General features: G+C 70.8%; 18 protein-coding genes. 15 read left to right on the forward strand and 3 right to left on the reverse strand.

Annotated features, from left to right (window positions below; all coding sequences use genetic code 11):
- Positions 1-160 precede the first annotated feature (160 nt).
- Positions 161-1582: an HNH endonuclease signature motif containing protein gene (locus tag QQ657_RS06580; RefSeq protein WP_284741155.1), complete on the forward strand. Its 1422-nt coding sequence runs from the start codon at positions 161-163 to the stop codon at positions 1580-1582.
- A gap of 330 nt (positions 1583-1912) precedes the next feature.
- Here the strand turns inward: QQ657_RS06580 and QQ657_RS06585 are convergent, their stop codons facing one another.
- Positions 1913-2392: a hypothetical protein gene (locus QQ657_RS06585; RefSeq protein WP_284741156.1), complete on the reverse strand. Its 480-nt coding sequence runs from the start codon at positions 2390-2392 to the stop codon at positions 1913-1915.
- A gap of 63 nt (positions 2393-2455) precedes the next feature.
- Between QQ657_RS06585 and QQ657_RS06590 the strand changes: the two genes are divergently transcribed.
- From QQ657_RS06590 to QQ657_RS06600, 3 genes are all read left to right on the forward strand, one after another.
- Positions 2456-3697: an aspartate aminotransferase type Ic gene (locus QQ657_RS06590; RefSeq protein ID WP_284741157.1), complete on the forward strand. Its 1242-nt coding sequence runs from the start codon at positions 2456-2458 to the stop codon at positions 3695-3697.
- Positions 3698-3813: 116 nt separating this feature from the next.
- Entirely contained in the window at positions 3814-4782 is a 969-nt protein-coding gene (locus QQ657_RS06595; protein WP_284741158.1) for a ferritin-like domain-containing protein, read from the forward strand.
- Between the two features lie 67 nt (positions 4783-4849).
- The gene (locus QQ657_RS06600) at positions 4850-5956 is read left to right on the forward strand and encodes an FAD-dependent monooxygenase (RefSeq protein WP_284741159.1); all 1107 of its coding nucleotides are present in this window, start codon (positions 4850-4852) and stop codon (positions 5954-5956) included.
- On the opposite strand, the gene QQ657_RS06605 is transcribed toward QQ657_RS06600, so the two are convergent.
- Positions 5953-6996, reverse strand: a complete 1044-nt coding sequence (locus QQ657_RS06605) for a LacI family DNA-binding transcriptional regulator (protein ID WP_284741160.1) — start codon at positions 6994-6996, stop codon at positions 5953-5955. The genes QQ657_RS06600 and QQ657_RS06605 overlap by 4 nt on opposite strands.
- 160 nt (positions 6997-7156) lie before the next feature.
- Between QQ657_RS06605 and QQ657_RS06610 the strand changes: the two genes are divergently transcribed.
- The 5 genes from QQ657_RS06610 to kilB are packed head-to-tail and all read left to right on the forward strand — an operon-like array spanning position 7157 to position 12198.
- A complete protein-coding gene (locus QQ657_RS06610; RefSeq protein WP_284741161.1) occupies positions 7157-8443 on the forward strand; it encodes an ABC transporter substrate-binding protein in 1287 nt (428 codons plus the stop codon).
- Positions 8443-9375 carry a carbohydrate ABC transporter permease gene (locus QQ657_RS06615; RefSeq protein ID WP_284741162.1) on the forward strand — a complete coding sequence of 311 codons (933 nt, stop codon included), beginning with the start codon at positions 8443-8445 and terminating at the stop codon, positions 9373-9375. Before QQ657_RS06610 ends, QQ657_RS06615 begins: the two co-directional genes overlap by 1 nt.
- A gap of 9 nt (positions 9376-9384) precedes the next feature.
- A complete protein-coding gene (locus QQ657_RS06620; RefSeq protein WP_284741163.1) occupies positions 9385-10269 on the forward strand; it encodes a carbohydrate ABC transporter permease in 885 nt (294 codons plus the stop codon).
- Positions 10270-10284: 15 nt separating this feature from the next.
- The gene (locus QQ657_RS06625; RefSeq protein WP_284741164.1) at positions 10285-11649 is read left to right on the forward strand and encodes a GH1 family beta-glucosidase; all 1365 of its coding nucleotides are present in this window, start codon (positions 10285-10287) and stop codon (positions 11647-11649) included.
- Between the two features lie 12 nt (positions 11650-11661).
- Positions 11662-12198 carry a plasmid transfer protein KilB gene (gene kilB / locus QQ657_RS06630; protein ID WP_284741165.1) on the forward strand — a complete coding sequence of 179 codons (537 nt, stop codon included), beginning with the start codon at positions 11662-11664 and terminating at the stop codon, positions 12196-12198.
- Between the two features lie 52 nt (positions 12199-12250).
- Here the strand turns inward: kilB and QQ657_RS06635 are convergent, their stop codons facing one another.
- Positions 12251-14047 (reverse strand): AMP-dependent synthetase/ligase, encoded by a 1797-nt coding sequence (locus QQ657_RS06635; protein WP_284741166.1) that lies wholly within the window; start codon positions 14045-14047, stop codon positions 12251-12253.
- Between the two features lie 127 nt (positions 14048-14174).
- On the opposite strand from QQ657_RS06635, the gene QQ657_RS06640 reads away from it, so the two are divergent.
- From QQ657_RS06640 to QQ657_RS06665, 6 genes are read left to right on the forward strand one after another with little or no spacing between them, the layout of a single operon-like run.
- Positions 14175-14582, forward strand: coding sequence for a polyketide cyclase / dehydrase and lipid transport (locus QQ657_RS06640; RefSeq protein ID WP_284741167.1), 408 nt, complete (start codon positions 14175-14177; stop codon positions 14580-14582).
- Between the two features lie 13 nt (positions 14583-14595).
- A complete protein-coding gene (locus QQ657_RS06645) occupies positions 14596-15390 on the forward strand; it encodes a metallophosphoesterase family protein (RefSeq protein ID WP_284741168.1) in 795 nt (264 codons plus the stop codon).
- A 27-nt stretch (positions 15391-15417) separates the two neighbouring features.
- The gene (locus tag QQ657_RS06650) at positions 15418-15852 is read left to right on the forward strand and encodes an SRPBCC family protein (RefSeq protein ID WP_086678751.1); all 435 of its coding nucleotides are present in this window, start codon (positions 15418-15420) and stop codon (positions 15850-15852) included.
- Positions 15853-15856: 4 nt separating this feature from the next.
- Positions 15857-16984: an ArsA family ATPase gene (locus tag QQ657_RS06655; RefSeq protein ID WP_284741169.1), complete on the forward strand. Its 1128-nt coding sequence runs from the start codon at positions 15857-15859 to the stop codon at positions 16982-16984.
- Complete coding sequence (locus QQ657_RS06660; RefSeq protein WP_284741170.1) at positions 16981-17385, forward strand: hypothetical protein; 405 nt, start codon at positions 16981-16983, stop codon at positions 17383-17385. The genes QQ657_RS06655 and QQ657_RS06660 overlap by 4 nt, the downstream gene beginning before the upstream one ends.
- 15 nt (positions 17386-17400) lie before the next feature.
- On the forward strand, positions 17401-18339 hold the full coding sequence (locus tag QQ657_RS06665) for an ROK family protein (protein WP_284741293.1): 939 nt from the start codon (positions 17401-17403) through the stop codon (positions 18337-18339).

Consider the following 18339-nt stretch of genomic DNA (forward strand, 5'->3'; position numbering starts at 1 on the left):
AGATACGGCTTCGCCGGGGCGCGGGAAATCGGCGCTTCGTGTTGTTGCTTACCGCTCGGTGCGGGAGCGCCGATTCCCCACGCAACGGTGCCCCTGCCGCGCCGCCGCTTCCACCTGATCGTGTGATGAACATGCGTGCGACTGCCGGTAATCTTGTTGTGTGGACAGCGAAACGGTGTGGAAAGCAGATGCGGTGGCCCTGGCCGACCGCATCTCCGCGCTGCTCACTGTTGTGCGGTCTGCCGAGGCTGAGATCGGTTCTCTGCTTGTGGAGATCGAGTCTCGCGGTGTGATGGAACTCTTCGGATATCGCTCTGTTGCTCGGCTTTTCGAGCACCTCGCCGACGTTCCCAAGTCTGCCGCGGAGAACGTGGTCAAACGAGCCCGAGCCCTCACTCCTGGCCGCAACCTAGACGGAACCCCCATCCCCGCTGTTGCTCCCGCCACCGGCGCTGCTGCCCTGGATGGCCGGTTGAGCACGCCGATGATCGACACCATTGTTGGTGTAGTGACTCAACTTCCGCCCGCGCACCGCGACGAAGCCGAGCAGCACCTGCTGTCGTTCGCCGAGGATGCCGGGCACAAGCAGGTCGCGGCGTTGGGTGCCCGGATCGTGGCCCATCTCGACCCCGACGGTGCCGAACCCGACGAGGCTGAACCGGCCACTCCCAGCCGTGAACTGTCGTTGCGGCGCAAGAGAACCGGGTTCTGGGAGCTGAACGGCCGGTTCGACGACGAGACCGGCGCTCGCGCCAGCGCTCTGCTCGACTCACTCGCGCAACGTCGCACCAGTGACGAGGGCCCGGACTTGCGCTCCCCGCTGGAACGCTACGGCGACGCCTTCTCCGACGCGATCGACCTGGCCCTCAACTCCCCGGAGTTGCCGCTGCAGGCCGGCGAACGAGCCCACGTGATGATCGCGGTGTCGCTGGAGGACTTGAAGTCCGGCATCGGCACGACAATCCTCGGCAACACCGGCACCACGCCCAAGGCCGGTGCCGGCCGGGCCATGTTCGGCGAATCCGAGGCCATGGCCAAGGCTGGTGCCGGCCGGGCCACCCTCGGCGACCCCCAGACCACGTCCAAGCCCAGCTTCGGCACGGCCGCCCTCGGCAGCACCGGCACCATGCCCAAGACCGGTACCGGTTGGGCCACCCTCGGCGACCTCGGCACCATCTCCGCAGCCGAAGCCCGCATCCACGCCTGCGACTGCATGCTCATCCCCGCAGTCCTCGGCACCAACAGCGAACCCCTCGACCTCGGTCGCCAACGCCGCCTCATCTCCACCCCACTCCGCCGCGCCCTCTACCTCCGCGACCGCGGCTGCGCCTTCCCCGGCTGCCACCGCCCACCCCGCCACTGTCACGGCGACCACGTCCGGCATTGGGCCGACGGCGGCCCCACCGAGCTGGGCAACCTGGTCCTGATGTGCGCCCACCACCACCGACTCCTGCACCGCTCCGGCTGGCAAGTCCGCATCGCCACCGACGGCCTACCCGAATTCCTCCCACCGGCATTCCTGGACAAACGCCGAAAACCCAGGCGTAACAACCTCCACCAACCCCTGCCATTCGCAGCATGAAACGGGAAAGGCCCGCAGCCCACCGGCTACGGGCCTATACCCACGTCCGGATCCGCGGCAGGCAAGTCTGCCAACGCATTGGTCCAGATCGCGCCGTTGCGGTGCCCGACCTGATCGGCAGGCTCAGGGGATCGCCCTGGAGGAGCAGGCCACGGCGCCGCCCACCCGGTCGGGCCGGGTGCGAGCGGGCCGGCAGGGCGACCCGGCTGGATGAGCTGAGGGAACATCGGTGCTGGGTCGGGTGGAACGAACACCTCGTCGACCGGGACGGCCCAGACGATCCGCCCGGGCGTGTCCGCGGTGGTCAGCGGGCGTTGCCGCACGGAGTCATCAGCCGTCCCAGACCGCCGCGCCCTGCCTCAGCACCTCGACGTCCGACTCCGACGCGACCGGCCACATCTCCACCACGTACCGGTAGTGCTCCCCGTACTCATGGTCGTTCCAGTCGACCGGCGGCGGCCCGGCCGGTACGTACGAAACCCGCGCCCGGTACCGCCCCGGCAGCACCGAAAAGAACTTTTCCTGCGACGGATAGTCCGCAGGCCCGGAAATCACGACCTTCCCGCTCGGAACCGGAAGATCCGCTTCCACGACGTGCTCGGCGTCGGCCGCCAACACCGGTGGCGACGGAAGCAGCGTGATCGACGACTCCACCAGGTCCGAACGCGCCGTGGCGATCGCCAGGCCGCCCGGTTCCGCCCCGATCCGGTGGGATTCCACGGCGCTCGCGGTCCAGCCGCTGCCGTCCAGCCGGGAACCGGAGTCGCGCAACGAGAACTGACGCTGGTCGGCGTGGACTACCAAGTGCATTCCAACCACCCTAGCCAGGCCCCGCCCCGAAATGGTATCGACGCCGGGTTTAGCGTTGACGCCATGACCACTGCTTCCGTCGACGTCGACACGGCCCGCCGCGACTACGCGGCCCTGGTCGACCGCGGCCTCTCCCTCGACATCACCCGCGGCAAGCCCTCCCCGGAGCAGCTCGACCTCGCGAACGGCCTGCTGACCCTCCCCGGCGACGGCACCTTCAAGGCCGAGGACGGCACCGACGTCCGCAACTACGGCGGCCTCAAGGGCCTGCCGGAGCTGCGCCGCATCTTCGCCGGCGCCCTGCAGGTCCCGGCCGAGCAGCTGCTCGCCGCGGGCAACTCCAGCCTCGAACTGATGCACGACGCCGTCGTCCAGGCGCTGCTGTCGAAGCTCCCCGGCGCCGAGCGCCGCTGGGCCGACGAGCCGACCCTGAAGTTCCTCGCCCCCGTCCCGGGCTACGACCGCCACTTCGCGCTCACCGAGCGCTTCGGCGTCGAGCTGGTCCCGGTGCCGATGGCCGACGACGGCCCCGACATGGACGTCGTCGAGCGGCTGGTCGCCGAGGACAGCGCCGTCAAGGGCATCTGGTGCGTGCCGAAGTACAGCAACCCGACCGGCGTCACGTTCAGTGACGACGTCGTCCGGCGGCTCGCCACCATGACCACCGCGGCGCCCGACTTCCGGATCTTCTGGGACAACGCCTACGCCGTGCACCACCTGACCGACGACGAGCCGGCGCTGGCCGACGTCCTCGCGCTGGCCACCGGGGCCGGCCACGCCGACCGCGTCTTCGTCTTCGGCTCGACCTCGAAGATCACCTACGCCGGTGCCGGCGTCGGCTTCTTCGGCGCGTCCGAGGCCAACCTCGCCTGGTGGGTCGGCAACATCGGCAAGCGCACCATCGGCCCGGACAAGGTCAACCAGCTGCGCCACGCCCACTTCCTGAAGGACGAGGACGGCGTCCGCGCGCACATGCGCAAGCACGCCGAGGTCATCGGCCCGAAGTTCGCGGCCGTCGACCGCATCCTCACCGAAGAGCTCAGTGACCTCGCCTCCTGGACCAAGCCGACCGGCGGGTACTTCGTGTCGCTGACCGTGCCCGAGGGCACCGCGAAGGAGGTCGTGCGGCTGGCGAAGGAAGCCGGTGTCGCGCTGACCCCCGCCGGGGCGACCCACCCGCACGGCGACGACCCGGCCGACGCGGTCATCCGCATCGCGCCGACCTTCCCGGTGCTCGCCGACGTCGAGGAGGCCGTCCGCGCGCTCGCCGTCTGCGTCCGGCTCGCCGCGGCCGAACAAGCCTGACCTGCGGAAACGAAATCGGGAAGAACTTTTTTCCGATTTGACCGAGCCGGGGGCCGTCCAGGTACGTATGACCGTTGGGTGAGGTGGACGAACTCGTCACGAGAGGACGTCCCCCGGTGTTCGGAAAATGCTACACACAGCAGCTCGTCGAGCGCAGCGCGGAGAACGCGACCGACCGCCGCCGCTTCCTCAAGGCTGCGGGAGCGGCGGGGCTCGGCGTCGCGGGTGCCGGCGCGCTCGGTACCGCGCTCTCGCTGGGCCTCGGCTCGGCGGGCGCGACTTCGCAGTACCCGGAACAGAACGCGCAGGACGCCGCCGCCAGCGACGCCGCGGTGCTGAACTTCGCGCTCAACCTGGAGTACCTCGAGGCGAACCTGTACTCGTTCGCCGTCTACGGCTACGGGCTGAACGAGAAGTACGTCAACGGCGTCGGCAACCTCGGCAAGGTCTCCGGCGGGCACGCCGTGAAGTTCAAGAGCGAGCACACCAAGCAGATCGTCCAGGAGATCGCCGGCGACGAGGTCGCCCACGTCACCTTCCTGCGCAAGGCGCTCGACAAAGCCGCCGTCGCGCAGCCCGAGATCGACTTCCAGAACAGCTTCACCGCCGCCATGCAGGCCGCGGGCGTGATCAAGGAAGGCCAGACCTTCGACCCGTTCGCGAGCGAGAACAACTTCCTGCTCGCCGCGTTCCTGTTCGAAGACGTCGGCGTGTCCGCCTACAAGGGCGCGGCGCCGCTGGTGAACAACAAGACGTTCCTCGACGCGGCGGCGGGCATCCTCGCGGTCGAGGCCTACCACGCGGGCATCGTGCGCGGGCAGCTGTTCGAACGCGGCCTCGGTGACATCACGAACAAGATCTCCGACGCCCGTGACAGCCTCGATGGCAAGGCCGACGACGACGAAGGCGTGCTCAAGGACGGCAAGGCGAACCTCGTCCCGGCGGACGCCAACGGCATCGCGTTCGGCCGGTCCGCCGACCGCGTGCTCAACATCGCCTACCTCAACCCGGACAAGGTCTCCTCCGGCGGGTTCTACCCCCGCGGCCTCAACGGCGACATCGCCACCAGTGGCGCCAAGGAGTGAGCGCCGCGTGCCGCCGTCACGGTAACGTCGGGGACGGCGGCACGCGGAGTTCACGAGGGGGCACGGGGTGCGAGTTCTGGTCGCGGGTGGCGGCATTTCCGGCACGGTCACGGCGATGGCGCTGAAGCTGGCCGGACACGATCCGGTGGTCTTCGAGGCCTACCCGGCCGGCGGGGACGACATCGGCGCGTTCCTCACGATCATGCACAACGGCATGGACGCCCTGCGCGCGATCGGCGCCGACCGGCCGGTGATCGACAGTTCGTTCGCCGCCCACGGCGTCGAGCTGGTCCTCCCGACCGGGGAGACCGCCGGAAGCCGTGAGTTCGGCACCGAAGGCCTCGACGGGCCCCGCACGATGACCCGAGCGGCGCTCTACCGCGTCCTGCAAGCCGAATCCGCGCGCCGGGGTGTTCCGATCGAACGCGGCAAGCGCTTGGTCGGCGCGAAGCCGGACGGTACCGGCGTTGCCGTCGAATTCGCCGATGGCACCGCCGAAACGGGTGACGTGGTGGTCGGCGCGGACGGGTTGCACTCGGTGGTCCGGAAGCTGATCGACCCGGACGCCGACGCACCGCGCTACACCGGCCAGACCGTCGTCTGGGGTTACACACGTGCGCCGGGGCTGCCGTCGGCGGCCGGGATCTACCGCATGGTCCGCGGGAGCAAAGCGGCCTTCGGGTTCACGACCGCCCCGGACGGCGCGACGTTCTGGTTCGCCCGCATCCCCGACGCCGAGCGCTCCCGCGAGGCGATCGCGGCGGTGACCCCCGAGGGGTGGCGCGAGTTCGCGCACGCGGCGTTCGCCGGGGAACCGTTGCCCTGCGCGGACATCATCGCCGCCACCGGCGACGAGGTGTTCGGAGGCCACTCCTACGACGTCCCGCGGACGCGAATCTGGTCGACGCCGGAAATGGTGCTCGCCGGCGACGCCGCGCACGCCGCGGCCCCGGCCGACGCGCAGGGTGCGTCGATGGCGATCGAAGACAGCGTCGTCCTCGCGCAGTGCCTGCGCGACCTGCCGGACCCGGCATCGGCGTTTGCGGCGTACGAAGGACTTCGGCGCGAGCGCGTCGAGAAGCTGGTCGCATCGAGTTCGGGCCAGGACGTCGGCGAAAAGCCGGGCTGGATCTACTTGCACCACATCGACTGGAACGCGAAGGTCACCGCCTAGCGCTGGGTGCCGCACGAGTCGCGGACGACCAGTTTCGTCGGCAGGCGCACCGGGTCCGGCGCCGTCCCGGTTTCGATCATCGCCAGCAGCGCGCCCGCCGCCGCGGTGCCGAAGCCCGGCTTGTCCTGGGCCACCGTCGTCAGCGCCGGGTCGACCAGGGAGGCCACCTCGATGTCGTCGAACCCCACCACGGCCAGGTCGGCCGGTACCCGCAGCCCGGCGACGCGGGCCGCCAGCAGGGCGCCGACCGCCATCTCGTCGCTGGCGGCGAACACCGCCGTCGGCGGGTCCTTGCGGGCCAGCAGCCGCCGCATGCCGACGAACCCGCTCTCGCGGTAGAAGTCCCCGGTGACCACGAAATCCTCGCGCGGCGGCAGCCCGGCCTCGGCCAGCCCGCGCCGGTAGCCCTCGGTGCGGGCCACGGCGGGCGCGTTGCCGCGCGGGCCGGTGATCGTCGCGATCCGGTCGTGGCCGAGCGCGGCCAGGTGCCGGACGGCTTCCGCCGCGCCCGCCGCGTTGTCCGAGGTCACGTAGGTCGCCCGTGGCCCCGACAACGCCACGTCCAGTGCGACGCACGGCAGCCCGGACTGGGCGAACGCGGTGAACGCCTCGGCGTCGGTGCCGCTGTCGATCAGCACCAGCCCGGCCAGGTGGTGGCGCCGGGTCATGCTCACGTACGCGATCGGGTCGGCCAGCGACACGCCGGGGTTGCGGTCGCGGGCGTCGTCGCTCGTCGCGAGCATCAGCAGGTGGTAGCCGTGCGAGCTGAGCGCGGACTTGAGGCCCAGCAACAGGTCCTGCAGGAACGGGTGCCGCCAGCCGGGCCGCCGGTGGTCGGTGTCCCAGACCAGCCCGACCATCGCCGATCGCTGCCGCGACAGGGCCCGCGCCGACTCGTTCGGCGAGAAGTCGAGCTCCCGCGCGACGCGCTCGACGTTCTCGCGGGTCGCCGGGCTGACCGTCGCGGGGCGGTTGAAGACGCGCGACACCGTCGCGACCGAAACCCCGCAGAGCTGGGCGATCTCGCGCGCGGTGACCATGGGGACCTCCGATGCTGTAACCGGTTACATTCCTAGCACATGATCTCTGGCTGGGAAAACCTGTAAGTACGTTATCTTTTCGTTACTTGACGAAACCCTACTGGGAGCGCTCTCATAGGTCCCGCGTTTTCCGATCGGCCCGCAGAACAACGGAGATCTCATGCGCCCGAAAACGACAACCCGCCGTTTCCGCCTGATCGCCGGGGCGGTGTGCGCCGGCTTGGCCGCGGTCACCGCGTTGAGCGCCTGCGGGAGCGGCGACGCCGGCGCCGGCGGCAAGGTCAAGCTCAGCCTCGGCCTGTTCGGCAACTTCGGCTACACCGACCTGATCAAGGAGTACCAGGCGGCGCACCCGGACATCGAGATCACCGAGCGCACCGCGGCCTACTCCGACCACCACAAGAACCTCGCCGCGCACCTGGCCACCGGAGGCGGCGCCGCGGACATCGAAGCGATCGACACGGGGTACGTCGCCCAGTTCAAGGCGACGCCGGACAAGTTCGTCGACCTGAACACCGTCGGCGGCGACAAGCTCAAGGACCGCTGGCTGGGCTGGAAGTGGTCGGCCTCGCTCGCCAAGGGCGGGCAGCAGATCGGCTACGGCACCGACGTCGGCGGCCTGGCCATCTGCTACCGCCGTGACCTGCTCCAGGACGCCGGCCTGCCCGCCGACCGCGACGCCGTCTCCGCGCTCTGGCCGACCTGGCAGGCGTACTTCGAGGCGGGCAAGCGCTTCCAGGCCAAGGCGCCGAACGGCGTCAAGTGGATGGACGGCGGCCCGACCGTGCTCAACGCGATCTTCGGCCAGGCACCGGTCGGCTACTACGACCAGAGCGACCAGCTCGTCGTCGACAGCAACCCGGCGCTGCGCACCGGCTGGGACCAGGTCGTCGACGCCGTCAAGGCGAACCTCTCCGCGGGCCTGCTCTACAGCACGCCCACCTGGAACACCGGCTTCACCCAGGGCCAGTTCGCCACCGTCACCTGCCCCGCCTGGATGATGACCAAGATCAAGGACCAGGCGCCGGACACCTCGGGCAAGTGGGACGTCGCGAGCGTGCCCGGCGGGGGCGGCAACTGGGGCGGCTCGTACCTGACCGTGCCCAAGCAGGGCAAGCACACCAAGGAAGCCGCCGAGCTCGCCGCCTGGCTGACCGCGCCCGAGCAGCAGGCGAAGGTCTTCACCAGCGAGGGCCTGCTGCCCTCGACGCCGTCGCTCTACACCGACCCGAAGATCACCGCCTACACCAACCCGTTCTTCAACAACGCGCCGGTCGGCAAGCTCTTCACCGACGCCGCCAAGAAGCTGAACCCGCAGTACCAGGGCCCGAAGGCGGGCGACGTCCAGACGGAGTTCGGCAACGCGATGCAGCGCGTCGAGCAGGGCAAGCAGGACGGCGCGGCGGCCTGGCAGCAGCTGGTCGGTGACGTCGCGAAGATCAAGTGATGGCAGCGGTCAAAACGCTGTCCTTCGCCGACCGGCGGCACAAGTGGGACGTCAAGCTGTCGCCGTTCGGCTTCATCAGCCCGTACTTCCTGATCTTCGGCGTCTTCGGGTTGTTCCCGCTGCTCTACACGGCTTTCGTGTCGCTGCAGAAGCGCAACCTGCTCGACGCCGAGGGCGCGACGTTCATCGGGTTCGGCAACTACGAGCAGTTGCTGTTCCACGACCCGTACTTCTGGAACGCGATGGGGAACACGGTCAGCCTGTGGCTGCTGACCACGATCCCGCAGATCCTGTTCGCGCTCGGCATCGCGCACCTGCTCAACCGCAGGCTGCGCGGGCGGACGCTGTTCCGGATGGGGATGATCCTGCCGAACATCACCTCGGTGGCGGCGGTGACGATCATCTTCGCGCAACTGTTCGGCCGGGACTTCGGGCTGGTGAACTGGGCGCTGAGCTGGTTCGGCGGCGGGCACGTCGACTGGCAGGCCGGCACGGCCAGCTCGCACACCGCCATCGCGGCGATGGTGGTGTGGCGCTGGACCGGCTACCACGCGCTGATCTTCCTGGCGTCGATGCAGGCGATCCCGTCGACCATGTACGAGGCCGCCACCCTCGACGGCGCGCGCGGGTGGCAGCAGTTCTGGCGGATCACCGTGCCGTTGCTGCGGCCGCAGATCATCTTCTCGACGGTGATCGCGACGACCGGGAACATGCGGCTGCTCGCCGAGCCGCTGCTGTTCAACCCCGGCACGGCCGCGGCCACCGGCGGCTCGGACCGGCAGTTCCAGACCGCCGCGCTCTACCTCTACGAGCAGGGCTTCACCAAGTACGACTTCGGCTACAGCTCGGCGATCGCGCTGATCCTGGCCGTGGTCACGATGCTCGTCGCGGGCCTGTCGTACCTGGTGACCCGGCGCATCCAAACGGACTGAGGAGCGGACATGACCACCGTGCTGACCCCGGCCGCACCCGCGCCGCCGGCGGCCCCCGGGCGGGCGCGGCGCATCGCGCGCCGGGTCGCGAGCCCGTGGACCTACGCCGCGCTGATCGCGATCCTGGCCGGCTCGGCGTTCCCCGTGTACTGGTCGTTCGTCGTGTCTTCGCAGACGACGGAAGCGGTCGGCAGCGTGCCCCCGGTGCTCGTGCCCGGCGGGCACCTGTTCGAGAACATCGCCCGCGTCTTCGACGAGTCGGAGTTCGCGCTGGCGCTGGGGAACTCGATGATCGTCGCGGGCACGATCACCGTGTCCGTGGTGCTGTTCTCGACGCTGGCCGGGTTCGCCTTCGCCAAGCTGCGCTTCCGCGGGCGGACCGTGCTGCTGCTCGTCGTGGTCGCCACCCAGGCGATCCCGACCGAGCTGGGCGTCGTGCCGCTCTACATGATGATGGCCGACTTCGGCTGGGCCGGGCAGCTGCAGGCCGTGATCGTGCCCGGCCTGGTCACCGCGTTCGGCGTGTTCTTCATGCGCCAGTACTTCGAGCGGGCGCTGCCGCTGGAACTGCTGGAAGCCGGGCGGATGGACGGCTGCAACTCGCTGCGGCTGTTCTGGCACGTCGCGCTGCCGGCCGCCCGCCCGGCCGCGGCGGTGCTCGGGCTGTTCACGTTCATGCAGGCGTGGAACGACTTCTTCTGGCCGCTGGTCGTGCTGGTGCCGGAGAACCCCACCGTCCAAACCGCACTGTCCACCCTGGCCAGTGGCTACACCACCGACTACACCCTCGTGCTCACCGCCGCCACCATCGGCACCGTCCCCGTCCTGCTCGTGTTCCTGCTGTTCGGCCGCCAGATCGTCGGCGGCATCATGCAGGGCGCGCTCAAGGGCTGACCCCCGGAGTTGACCGTGACCACCAGTTTCCCGCCCGGCTTCCGCTGGGGCGTCGCCACCTCGGCGTTCCAGATCGAAGGAGCGACCACCGCCGACGGCCGTGGACCGTCCATTTGGGACACGTTCGCGGCGGTCCCCGGCGCGGTGGCCGGGGGTGACACCGGCGAGCCGGCGGCGGACCACTACCACCGCTGGCCCCGCGACGTCGCCCTGCTCGCCGCGCTCGGCGTCGACTCCTACCGGTTCTCGGTGTCTTGGCCGCGGATCCAGCCGTCCGGCCGCGGCGCCGTCTCCGCGAAGGGCATCGGCTTCTACCGGCAGCTGGTGGAAGCGGTGCGGGAGCAGGGGATCGAGCCGTTCCTGACGCTGTACCACTGGGACCTGCCGCAGGCCCTGGAGGACGACGGCGGCTGGCGGTCCCGCGATACGGCAGCGCGCTTCGCCGAGTACGCGGCGCTGGTGCACGAGGAGCTCGGCGACGTCGTCGACAACTGGACGACGCTGAACGAGCCGTACCCGTGCGCGGTCGCGGGCTACGGCGAAGGTCGCCACGCGCCCGGCGCGAGGGAGGGACACGGCGCCCTCGCCGCCGCCCACCACCTGCTGCTCGGGCACGGCCTGGCGGTGCGGGCGATGCGCGAGCAGGCACCGCCGCAGCACCAGTTCGGGATCGTGCTCAACCAGTCGCCGGCGGTGCCGGTGACGGACTCGGCCGCGGACGCCGCGGCCGCGGCCCGCCAGGACACGCTGCTGCGGCGCCAGTTCACCGACCCGCTGTTCGGCGGCCGGTACGCGCCGGGCCTGGCGGCGATGTTCGACGGCGTCTCGGACTTCTCGTTCCGCCACGACGGCGACCTGGAGACGATCGGCGCGCCGCTGGACTACCTGGGCGTGAACTACTACTACCGGATCCACGTCGCGGACGCGCCCCACCGCGAGCCGGACCCGGCGCTGCGCACGGTGACCGACATCGGCGTGGACACTTCACGGCTGCCGGCCGTCCCGCGCACGGGCATGGGCTGGCCGGTGGAGCCGGAGGGTCTCACGGAAGCCCTGGTGAGCCTGCACAACCGCTACCCGGCGCTGCCACCGCTGTACCTCACCGAGAACGGCTGCGTGTACGCGGACCGGAGCGATTTCGCCGACTACGAGCGCATCTCGTTCCTGAGCGAGCACATCGAGGCGGCGCGCACCGCCGCGGCGGCGGGGGTGGACCTGCGGGGGTACTTCTGCTGGTCACTGCTGGACAACTTCGAGTGGGCCCACGGGTACAAGCACCGGTTCGGCCTGGTGCACGTGGACTACGCGACGCAGGAGCGCACGCCGAGAGCGAGCTTCCGTTGGTACCGCGACCACATCGCCACCCAGCGGTCCGGCTGACAGACTCTCCCCATGGACGGCGTGCTGACCGGCGTGATCGCGATCTCCGGAACCTTGGCCGGCTCGAGCCTCACCTACCTGTTCGGGCTGCTGGCCACCCGGCGAACGGAGCGCGTGGCTCGTGAGGAGCGGCTTCGCCAGGAGCGGATCAGCGCGTACGTGGCCTTCGCGGGAGCGATGACCGAACTTCGGCAGTCCGTGATCGCGAAGTGGTTCCTCAAGCAACGAGACGACGAGGAGAAGAAGCGGGCGGCGTACACGGAGTCGGACAAGCGCGGTGCCGCGGCCGATCACGCGCGGCTCAGGATGCAGATGCTCACCGACGACGCCGAGCTTCTCCGGCTCACCGACGACGCCGAGCTTCTCCGGCTCGCCGACGTCGCCTTCCGACCGATCAAAGACCTCCACGATTCTCCGGACGTCACCACCCTGCGCGAGCACGAAGAGCACAGCCAAGAGGTCCTGTCCGCGTTCATCCAGGCCGCGGGTCGGCAGGTCCGGGCACTGCCGGGCCGAGCGCCGGCGAGCGGCCGGCCCGAAACGCCGTGAGGGGCACCTTCCGGGCTGCAAAGTCCCTGAAGGTGCCCCTCACGGCATTCGGCTACTTCTTGTACAGGCCTTCGATGTCGTTGGCGTAGTTCTTCGACACCACGTTGCGCTTCAGCTTCAAGCTCGGCGTGATCTCGCCACCGGCTTCGGTGAAGTCGTTGGACAGCACCGTGAACTTCTTGATCGCCTCGGCCTTCGACACCTGCTTGTTCGCCTCGTCGACCGCCGCCTGGATCTCGGCCAGCAGGTCGGGGTCGGCGGCAAGCTCGGCCACCGAAGCGCCGGCGGGCTTGTTGTGCTGGGACTTCCAGGACGGGAAGTACTCCTCGTCCACCGTCACCAGGGCCGCGATGAACGGGCGCTGGTCGCCGACCACCATCGCCTGGCTCACCAGCGGGGCCGCCTTGATCGTGTCCTCGAGGCCGGACGGGGCGACGTTCTTGCCGCCCGCCGTGACGATGATCTCCTTCTTGCGGCCGGTGATCTTGAGGAAGCCGTCGGCGTCGAGCTCGCCCAGGTCGCCGGTGTGGAACCAGCCGTCGGTGAGGGACTCGGCCGTCGCCTGGGGGTTGTTGTAGTACGCCCCGAACACGACGTCGCCCTTGAGCATGACCTCGCCGTCGTCGGCGATGCGGACCGACGTGCCGTTGACCGGCTTGCCGACCGTGCCGACGCGGAACGCCGTCTGCGTGTTGACGTTCGCCGCCGCGGACGTCTCGGTCAGGCCGTAGCCCTCGAACACCGGGACGCCGATGCCGCGGAAGAAGTGCGCCAGCCGCGCGCCGAGCGGGGCACCGCCGGACACCGCCGCCACGCAGCGGCCGCCGAGGGCCGCGCGCAGCTTGCCGTAGACCAGCTTGTCGAACACCAGGTGCTTGAGCTTCAGGGCAACGCCGGCGCCACCCTTGTCCTGCGCCTGGCTGTACTCGACGGCGACCGCCTCGGCGGCGTCGAAGATCTTGCCCTTGCCGTCGCCGTGGGCCTTCTGCTTCGCCGAGTTGTAGACCTTCTCGAACACGCGCGGCACCGCGACCACGAACGTCGGCCGGAAGGTACCCAGGTCGGCGACGAGGTTCTTGACGTCCGGGGTGTGCCCGAGGGTGACGCGGGCGGTCAGCGCGGTGACGGCGATCGCGCGGGCCAGCACGTGCGCCAGCGGCAGGAAGCACAGCAGCGAGTTGCCCTGCTCCATGAGCTGCGGGAACGCCTCGATGTCGGCGCGGATCTCGGCCAGCAGGTTGCGGTGGGTCAGCTCGACGCCCTTGGGGCGGCCGGTGGTGCCCGAGGTGTAGACGATCGTGGCGAGCTCGCCCGCGCTCACCTCGCGGCGGCGTTCGTGCAGCTCGTCGTCCGACAGCGAAGCGCCGATCGCGGCCAGCTCTTCGACGGCGGGGGAATCACCCTCGATCTGCCAGGTGTGGTCCAGCTCGGTGAGCCGGTCCCGGATCTCGTCGACCGCCGCGGCGTGGCCGTTCGTCTCGACGAAGATGCCTTTGGCGGCCGAGTCGGAGAGGATCCAGTACACCTGCTCGGGGGAGGAGGTGTCGTAGATCGGCACCGTGACCGCGCCCGCCGCCCAGATCGCGAAGTCGATCAGCGTCCACTCGTAGCGGGTCTTGGACATGATGGCGACGCGGTCGCCGCGGCCGATGCCGGCCTGGGCCAGGCCCTTGGCCACCGCCAGCACCTGGCCGGCGAACTCCTTGGCCGTGACGTCCAGCCAGGTCCCGTCGACCTGGCGGCGGAAGCTCACCACGTCGGAGAACCGCTCGGCGTTCGCCCAGACGACATCGGACATGTTCTCGTCGTCGGCCACCGGCTTGCCGGCGGGAGCGCTGTATTCGCGCACGTGGACCTCCGTGTTCAACGCGTGCGGCGGGCGACACCGCTGTTACCCGCCAGTCAACTTAGCGTGGTGAGCACCTTAAGACCATGCTGATCGCCGTCGCACGGCGAGGGCGTGACATTCTTCGCACGTGAACGCGCCACCCTCACTCGACATCGTCGACGAGACGTTCCTCGCCGTTCCGCCGGCCACCGTGGCCGCGGTCTTCGCCGCACCGGCGTCCTGGCGGCGCTACTGGCCCGACCTGGTCCTCGAGGTCTACACCGACCGGGGGGACAAGGGCCTGCGCTGGACCGTGCGGGGCGCGCTCGTCGGTACGATGGAGGTCTGGCTCGAGCCGGTGCTCGACGGCACCCTGCTGCACTACTTCCTGCGGGCGACCCCCGCCGACGCGGCCGGGACGCCCCGGGAACTGGCACCACGCGGCCTGCGCCGGGAGTTCGACCGGCGGGCCCGCGCGGCGAAGGAGATCGCGCTCGGGCTCAAGGAGATCCTGGAGGACGGGCGCGAGCCCGGTGTTCCTCCGCGCGAGGGCTAGAAGGGGGTCAGGGGTGCGGGTACACGTCGTCTCGGACGTGCACGGCAACGCGGACGCGCTGAAGCGGGCGGGGGACGGGGCCGACGCGCTGGTCGTGCTCGGCGACCTGCTGGACTTCGTCGACTACCGGGAGCACGACAAGGGCATCATGGGCGCCCTGTTCGGCGCCGAGAAGGTGGGCGAGTTCGCCCGCCTGCGCCGTGAAGGCACCCGTGACGAAACCGTTGCCTACTCGCGGACGCTCTGGGCGAGCCTCGACGACCCCGTCGGCGCCGTCGACGAGGCCATCCGCACCCAGTACGCGGCGCTCTTCGCGGCGATGACCGCGCCCACCTACGCCACCCCCGGCAACGTCGACACCCCGGCGCTGTGGCCCGAGTTCGCCGGCGAGGGCATCCGGGTGCTCGACGGCGAGGTGGCCGAGATCGGCGGCCTGCGGTTCGGGTTCGTCGGCGGCGCGCTGCTGCCCGACGGCGTCGTCCCGCGCCGCCGCAAGGGTGCTGCCTGGCGCCCCTACCTGCGGGATCGCGAGGACTACGACCGCAGTGTGGCGGCGCTCACCGAGGTCGACGTCCTCTGCACGCACGGCCCGCCCGCGCTGCCGGAGCTGACCTACGACGTCGTGGCGCGCCGCAGCGAGATCGGCTCGGCGGCGCTGCTGGAGCTGATCCGCGCCCAGCGGCCGCGCTGGTCGGTGTTCGGGCACGTGCACCAGCCCCTGGCGCCCCGCGCCCGGGTCGGCCTGACCGAGTGCCGTAACGTCGGTCACTTCAAGGAGACCGGGCAGCCGTACGTGCTGCGCTGGTGACCGACTGCGGCGGCTACGCTTCGTCCCATGGCCGAGCAGTCCACACAGTCCATCGAGGTCGACGCCGAGCCCAGCCGGGTGATGGCTGTGATCGCCGACTTCCCCGCGTACCCGGAATGGGCCAAGGCCGTCCGGCAGACCGAGGTCCTCGACACCGACGGTGACGGGCGCGCCAAGCAGGTCAAGCTCACCCTCGACGCGGGCCCGATCAAGGACGTCTACACCCTCGAGTACGACTGGGACGGCGACGGCCTGGGCGTCAGCTGGCACCTGGTCAAGGGGCAGATGCAGAAGGCGCAGAACGGCCGGTACGCGCTGGAGGACCTCGGCGGCCGCACCCGCGTCACCTACACGCTGTCGGTCGAGCTGGCGCTGCCGATGATCGGCCTGCTGCGCCGCAAGGCCGAGAAGATGGTCATGGACACCGCGCTCAAGGAGCTCAAGAAGCGGGCCGAGGGGTAACCGGGTGCGGATCCTGCTGTTCACCGGCAAGGGGGGTGTCGGGAAGACCACGCTGGCCGCGGCGACCGGCGCCGCCCTGGCCGCCCGCGGCAGGAAGACCCTCGTCGTGTCCACCGACCCGGCGCACTCGCTCGGCGACGCCTTCGGCCACACCCTTGGCGCCGAGCCGTCCGAAGTGGACGCTCTCCTGTCCGCCGTGCAGATCGACTCGCGCACCCTGGTCGACACCTCCTGGCACCGGCTGCGGGCCGAGCTGCAGAGTGCCCTGGCCGGCGCGGGACTCGACACCCTGGACGCCGAAGAGCTCACCGTGCTGCCCGGCGTCGACGAGCTGCTCGCCCTCACCGAGGTCCGCCGGCTGGCCGAAGACGGGCCGTGGGAGACCATCGTCGTCGACTGCGGGCCGACGGCCGAGACACTGCGGCTGCTCGCCCTGCCCGAAGCCTTCTCCGGCTACCTGACCCGCTTGTTCAGTCGCCGGGTCACGGAGTCCGTGCGCCGCCTCGGCACGCACCTCGACGGCCTGCGCGCGCTGCTGACCGAGCCGTCGGTCACCACGGTCCGGCTGGTGCTGACACCGGAGCGGGTGGTCGTCGCCGAAGCGCGGCGCACGCTCAGTTCCCTGGCCCTGCGCGGGATCGCCGTCGACGGCCTGATCGCCAACCGGCTGATGCCCGCGCCCGGGTTCTGGCGCGGCGGCGCCGGGTCGTGGCTGCGCACCCGCCGGACGCAGCAGGACGCCGTGCTGGCCGAACTTTCCGCCGCCGGGTTCACGGCGGTCTCGTGCGTCGAGCACCGCGCCGTCGAGCCGGTCGGGCTGCCCGCGCTGCTGGAGATCGCCGACGGGCTCTACCGCGACGGCGACCCCCTCGACGGCAACGGCACCCCGGTCACCCCGCTGCTGCGGGTCCGCCCGGCGCCGGACGGGTACACGCTGCGCATCGCGATCCCGCTCACCCGGGACGCCGAGGTCGACCTCGCCCGCGTCGACGACGACCTGGCGATCACCGTGGACGGCTTCCGCAGGCTCATCGCCCTGCCGGAGTCGCTGCGGCCGTGCCGGATCACCGGCGCGGAATCCGACGCCGACGGCCTGGTCGTGAGCCTGGCCGGGAACCGGGGACGCGGGTGAGCGAAGAGGACGAGGCGGCCGGGCCGAAGCTCGTGGAGGAGATCCGCCTGCTCCTGGAGATGGTCGTGGAGAAGGCGGCGCCGTGGCTCGAAGGGGTCGTCGCCGCCGGGCACGGGGACCCTGACCAGGCGAAACCGGACGCCTCGGCGTGCGGCTGGTGCCCGCTGTGTGCGATCGTCGCCGTTGTGCGAGGTGAGCGCCCTGAATTCGTGGCCCGCTTGCTGGAACAGCTGGCACAGCTCGTGGCGTTGCTCCGGGCGGTGCTCGCGGACCGCTGGGAGCCGGACGAGGGCGTGCACATGCCCGGGTTCCGGCCCGCGCCGCGGCCACCGGCGGACGCTTCGGTGTCGGTGCGGGTGCAGCACATCGCCGTCCGCCGGCGCGACGAGTGGGAGAGCTGAGTGCGGACGATAGGGGTGGACGTCGGCGGGACGAGCGTCCGGGCCGGCGTGGTGGACGAGCGCGGTTCCCTGCTCGACACGGCACGCGTCGCGACGCCGAGCGAGGAGGGCGCCCTCGAGGACGCCATCGCCGGTGTCGTCGAGGGCCTGCGCAACCGGCACGAGGTGGCGGGCGTCGGGCTGGCCGTGGCCGGGTTCGTGGCGCGCGACCGCCGGTCGGTGATGTTCGCGCCGCACCTGGCGTGGCGCGGCGCGCCGGTCGCCGACCGGATCGAGAAGCGCGTCGGCCTGCCGGTGCTGCTGGAGCACGACGTCAACTCGGCGATCGTGGGCGAGCACCGCTTCGGCGCGGCCCGCGGCGCCCAGGTCGCGGCGCTGGTGGCCCTGGGCACCGGCATCGGCGCGGGCCTGCTGCTGGACGGCAAGCTGTTCCGCGGCGCGTACGGCGTGGCGCCGGAGCTGGGGCACCTGACGGTGGTCCGCGGCGGGCGGCCGTGCCCGTGCGGCAAGTACGGCTGCTGGGAGCGCTACTGCAGCGGAACGGCTTTGGCGGCGACGGCGGTGGAGCTGCTGGCGCGCCACCCGGGACGCTCGACGGTGCTGGCCCAGCAGGTGGCGGGCGACCCGGGCTCGGTGACGGGCAGGCGAGTGGCCGGCGCGGCCCGCGACGGCGACCCGATCGCCCAGCTGGCGATGGCGGAGCTGGCCAAGTGGCTCGGCGAAGGCCTGGCGCTGGTGGCGGACGTGTTCGACCCGGAGATCATCGTGATCGGCGGGGGAGTGTCGGAGTCGGCACCACTGTTCCTGGACGAGGCCCGCGAGCACTACGCGGGCGCGATCACGGGGGCCCGGCACCGCCCGCTGGCCCGGATCCGCACGGCCCACCTGGGCGACGACACGGCGATCGTCGGCGCGGCGGCCCTGGCGTTGGAAGCGGCGAAGACCCCGGTCTGA

The sequence above is a fragment of the Amycolatopsis ponsaeliensis genome (assembly GCF_030182635.1).
Classification (GTDB): Bacteria; Actinomycetota; Actinomycetes; order Mycobacteriales; family Pseudonocardiaceae; genus Amycolatopsis; species Amycolatopsis ponsaeliensis.

Coding starts and splice junctions, on each gene's coding strand:
- QQ657_RS06610 (WP_284741161.1), top strand. CDS start 7,157: ATGCGCCCGAAAACGACAACCCGCCGTTTCCGCCTGATCGCCGGGGCG.
- QQ657_RS06585 (WP_284741156.1), bottom strand. CDS start 2,392: ATGCACTTGGTAGTCCACGCCGACCAGCGTCAGTTCTCGTTGCGCGAC.
- QQ657_RS06620 (WP_284741163.1), top strand. CDS start 9,385: ATGACCACCGTGCTGACCCCGGCCGCACCCGCGCCGCCGGCGGCCCCC.
- QQ657_RS06650 (WP_086678751.1), top strand. CDS start 15,418: ATGGCCGAGCAGTCCACACAGTCCATCGAGGTCGACGCCGAGCCCAGC.
- QQ657_RS06590 (WP_284741157.1), top strand. CDS start 2,456: ATGACCACTGCTTCCGTCGACGTCGACACGGCCCGCCGCGACTACGCG.
- QQ657_RS06605 (WP_284741160.1), bottom strand. CDS start 6,996: ATGGTCACCGCGCGCGAGATCGCCCAGCTCTGCGGGGTTTCGGTCGCG.
- kilB (WP_284741165.1), top strand. CDS start 11,662: ATGGACGGCGTGCTGACCGGCGTGATCGCGATCTCCGGAACCTTGGCC.
- QQ657_RS06615 (WP_284741162.1), top strand. CDS start 8,443: ATGGCAGCGGTCAAAACGCTGTCCTTCGCCGACCGGCGGCACAAGTGG.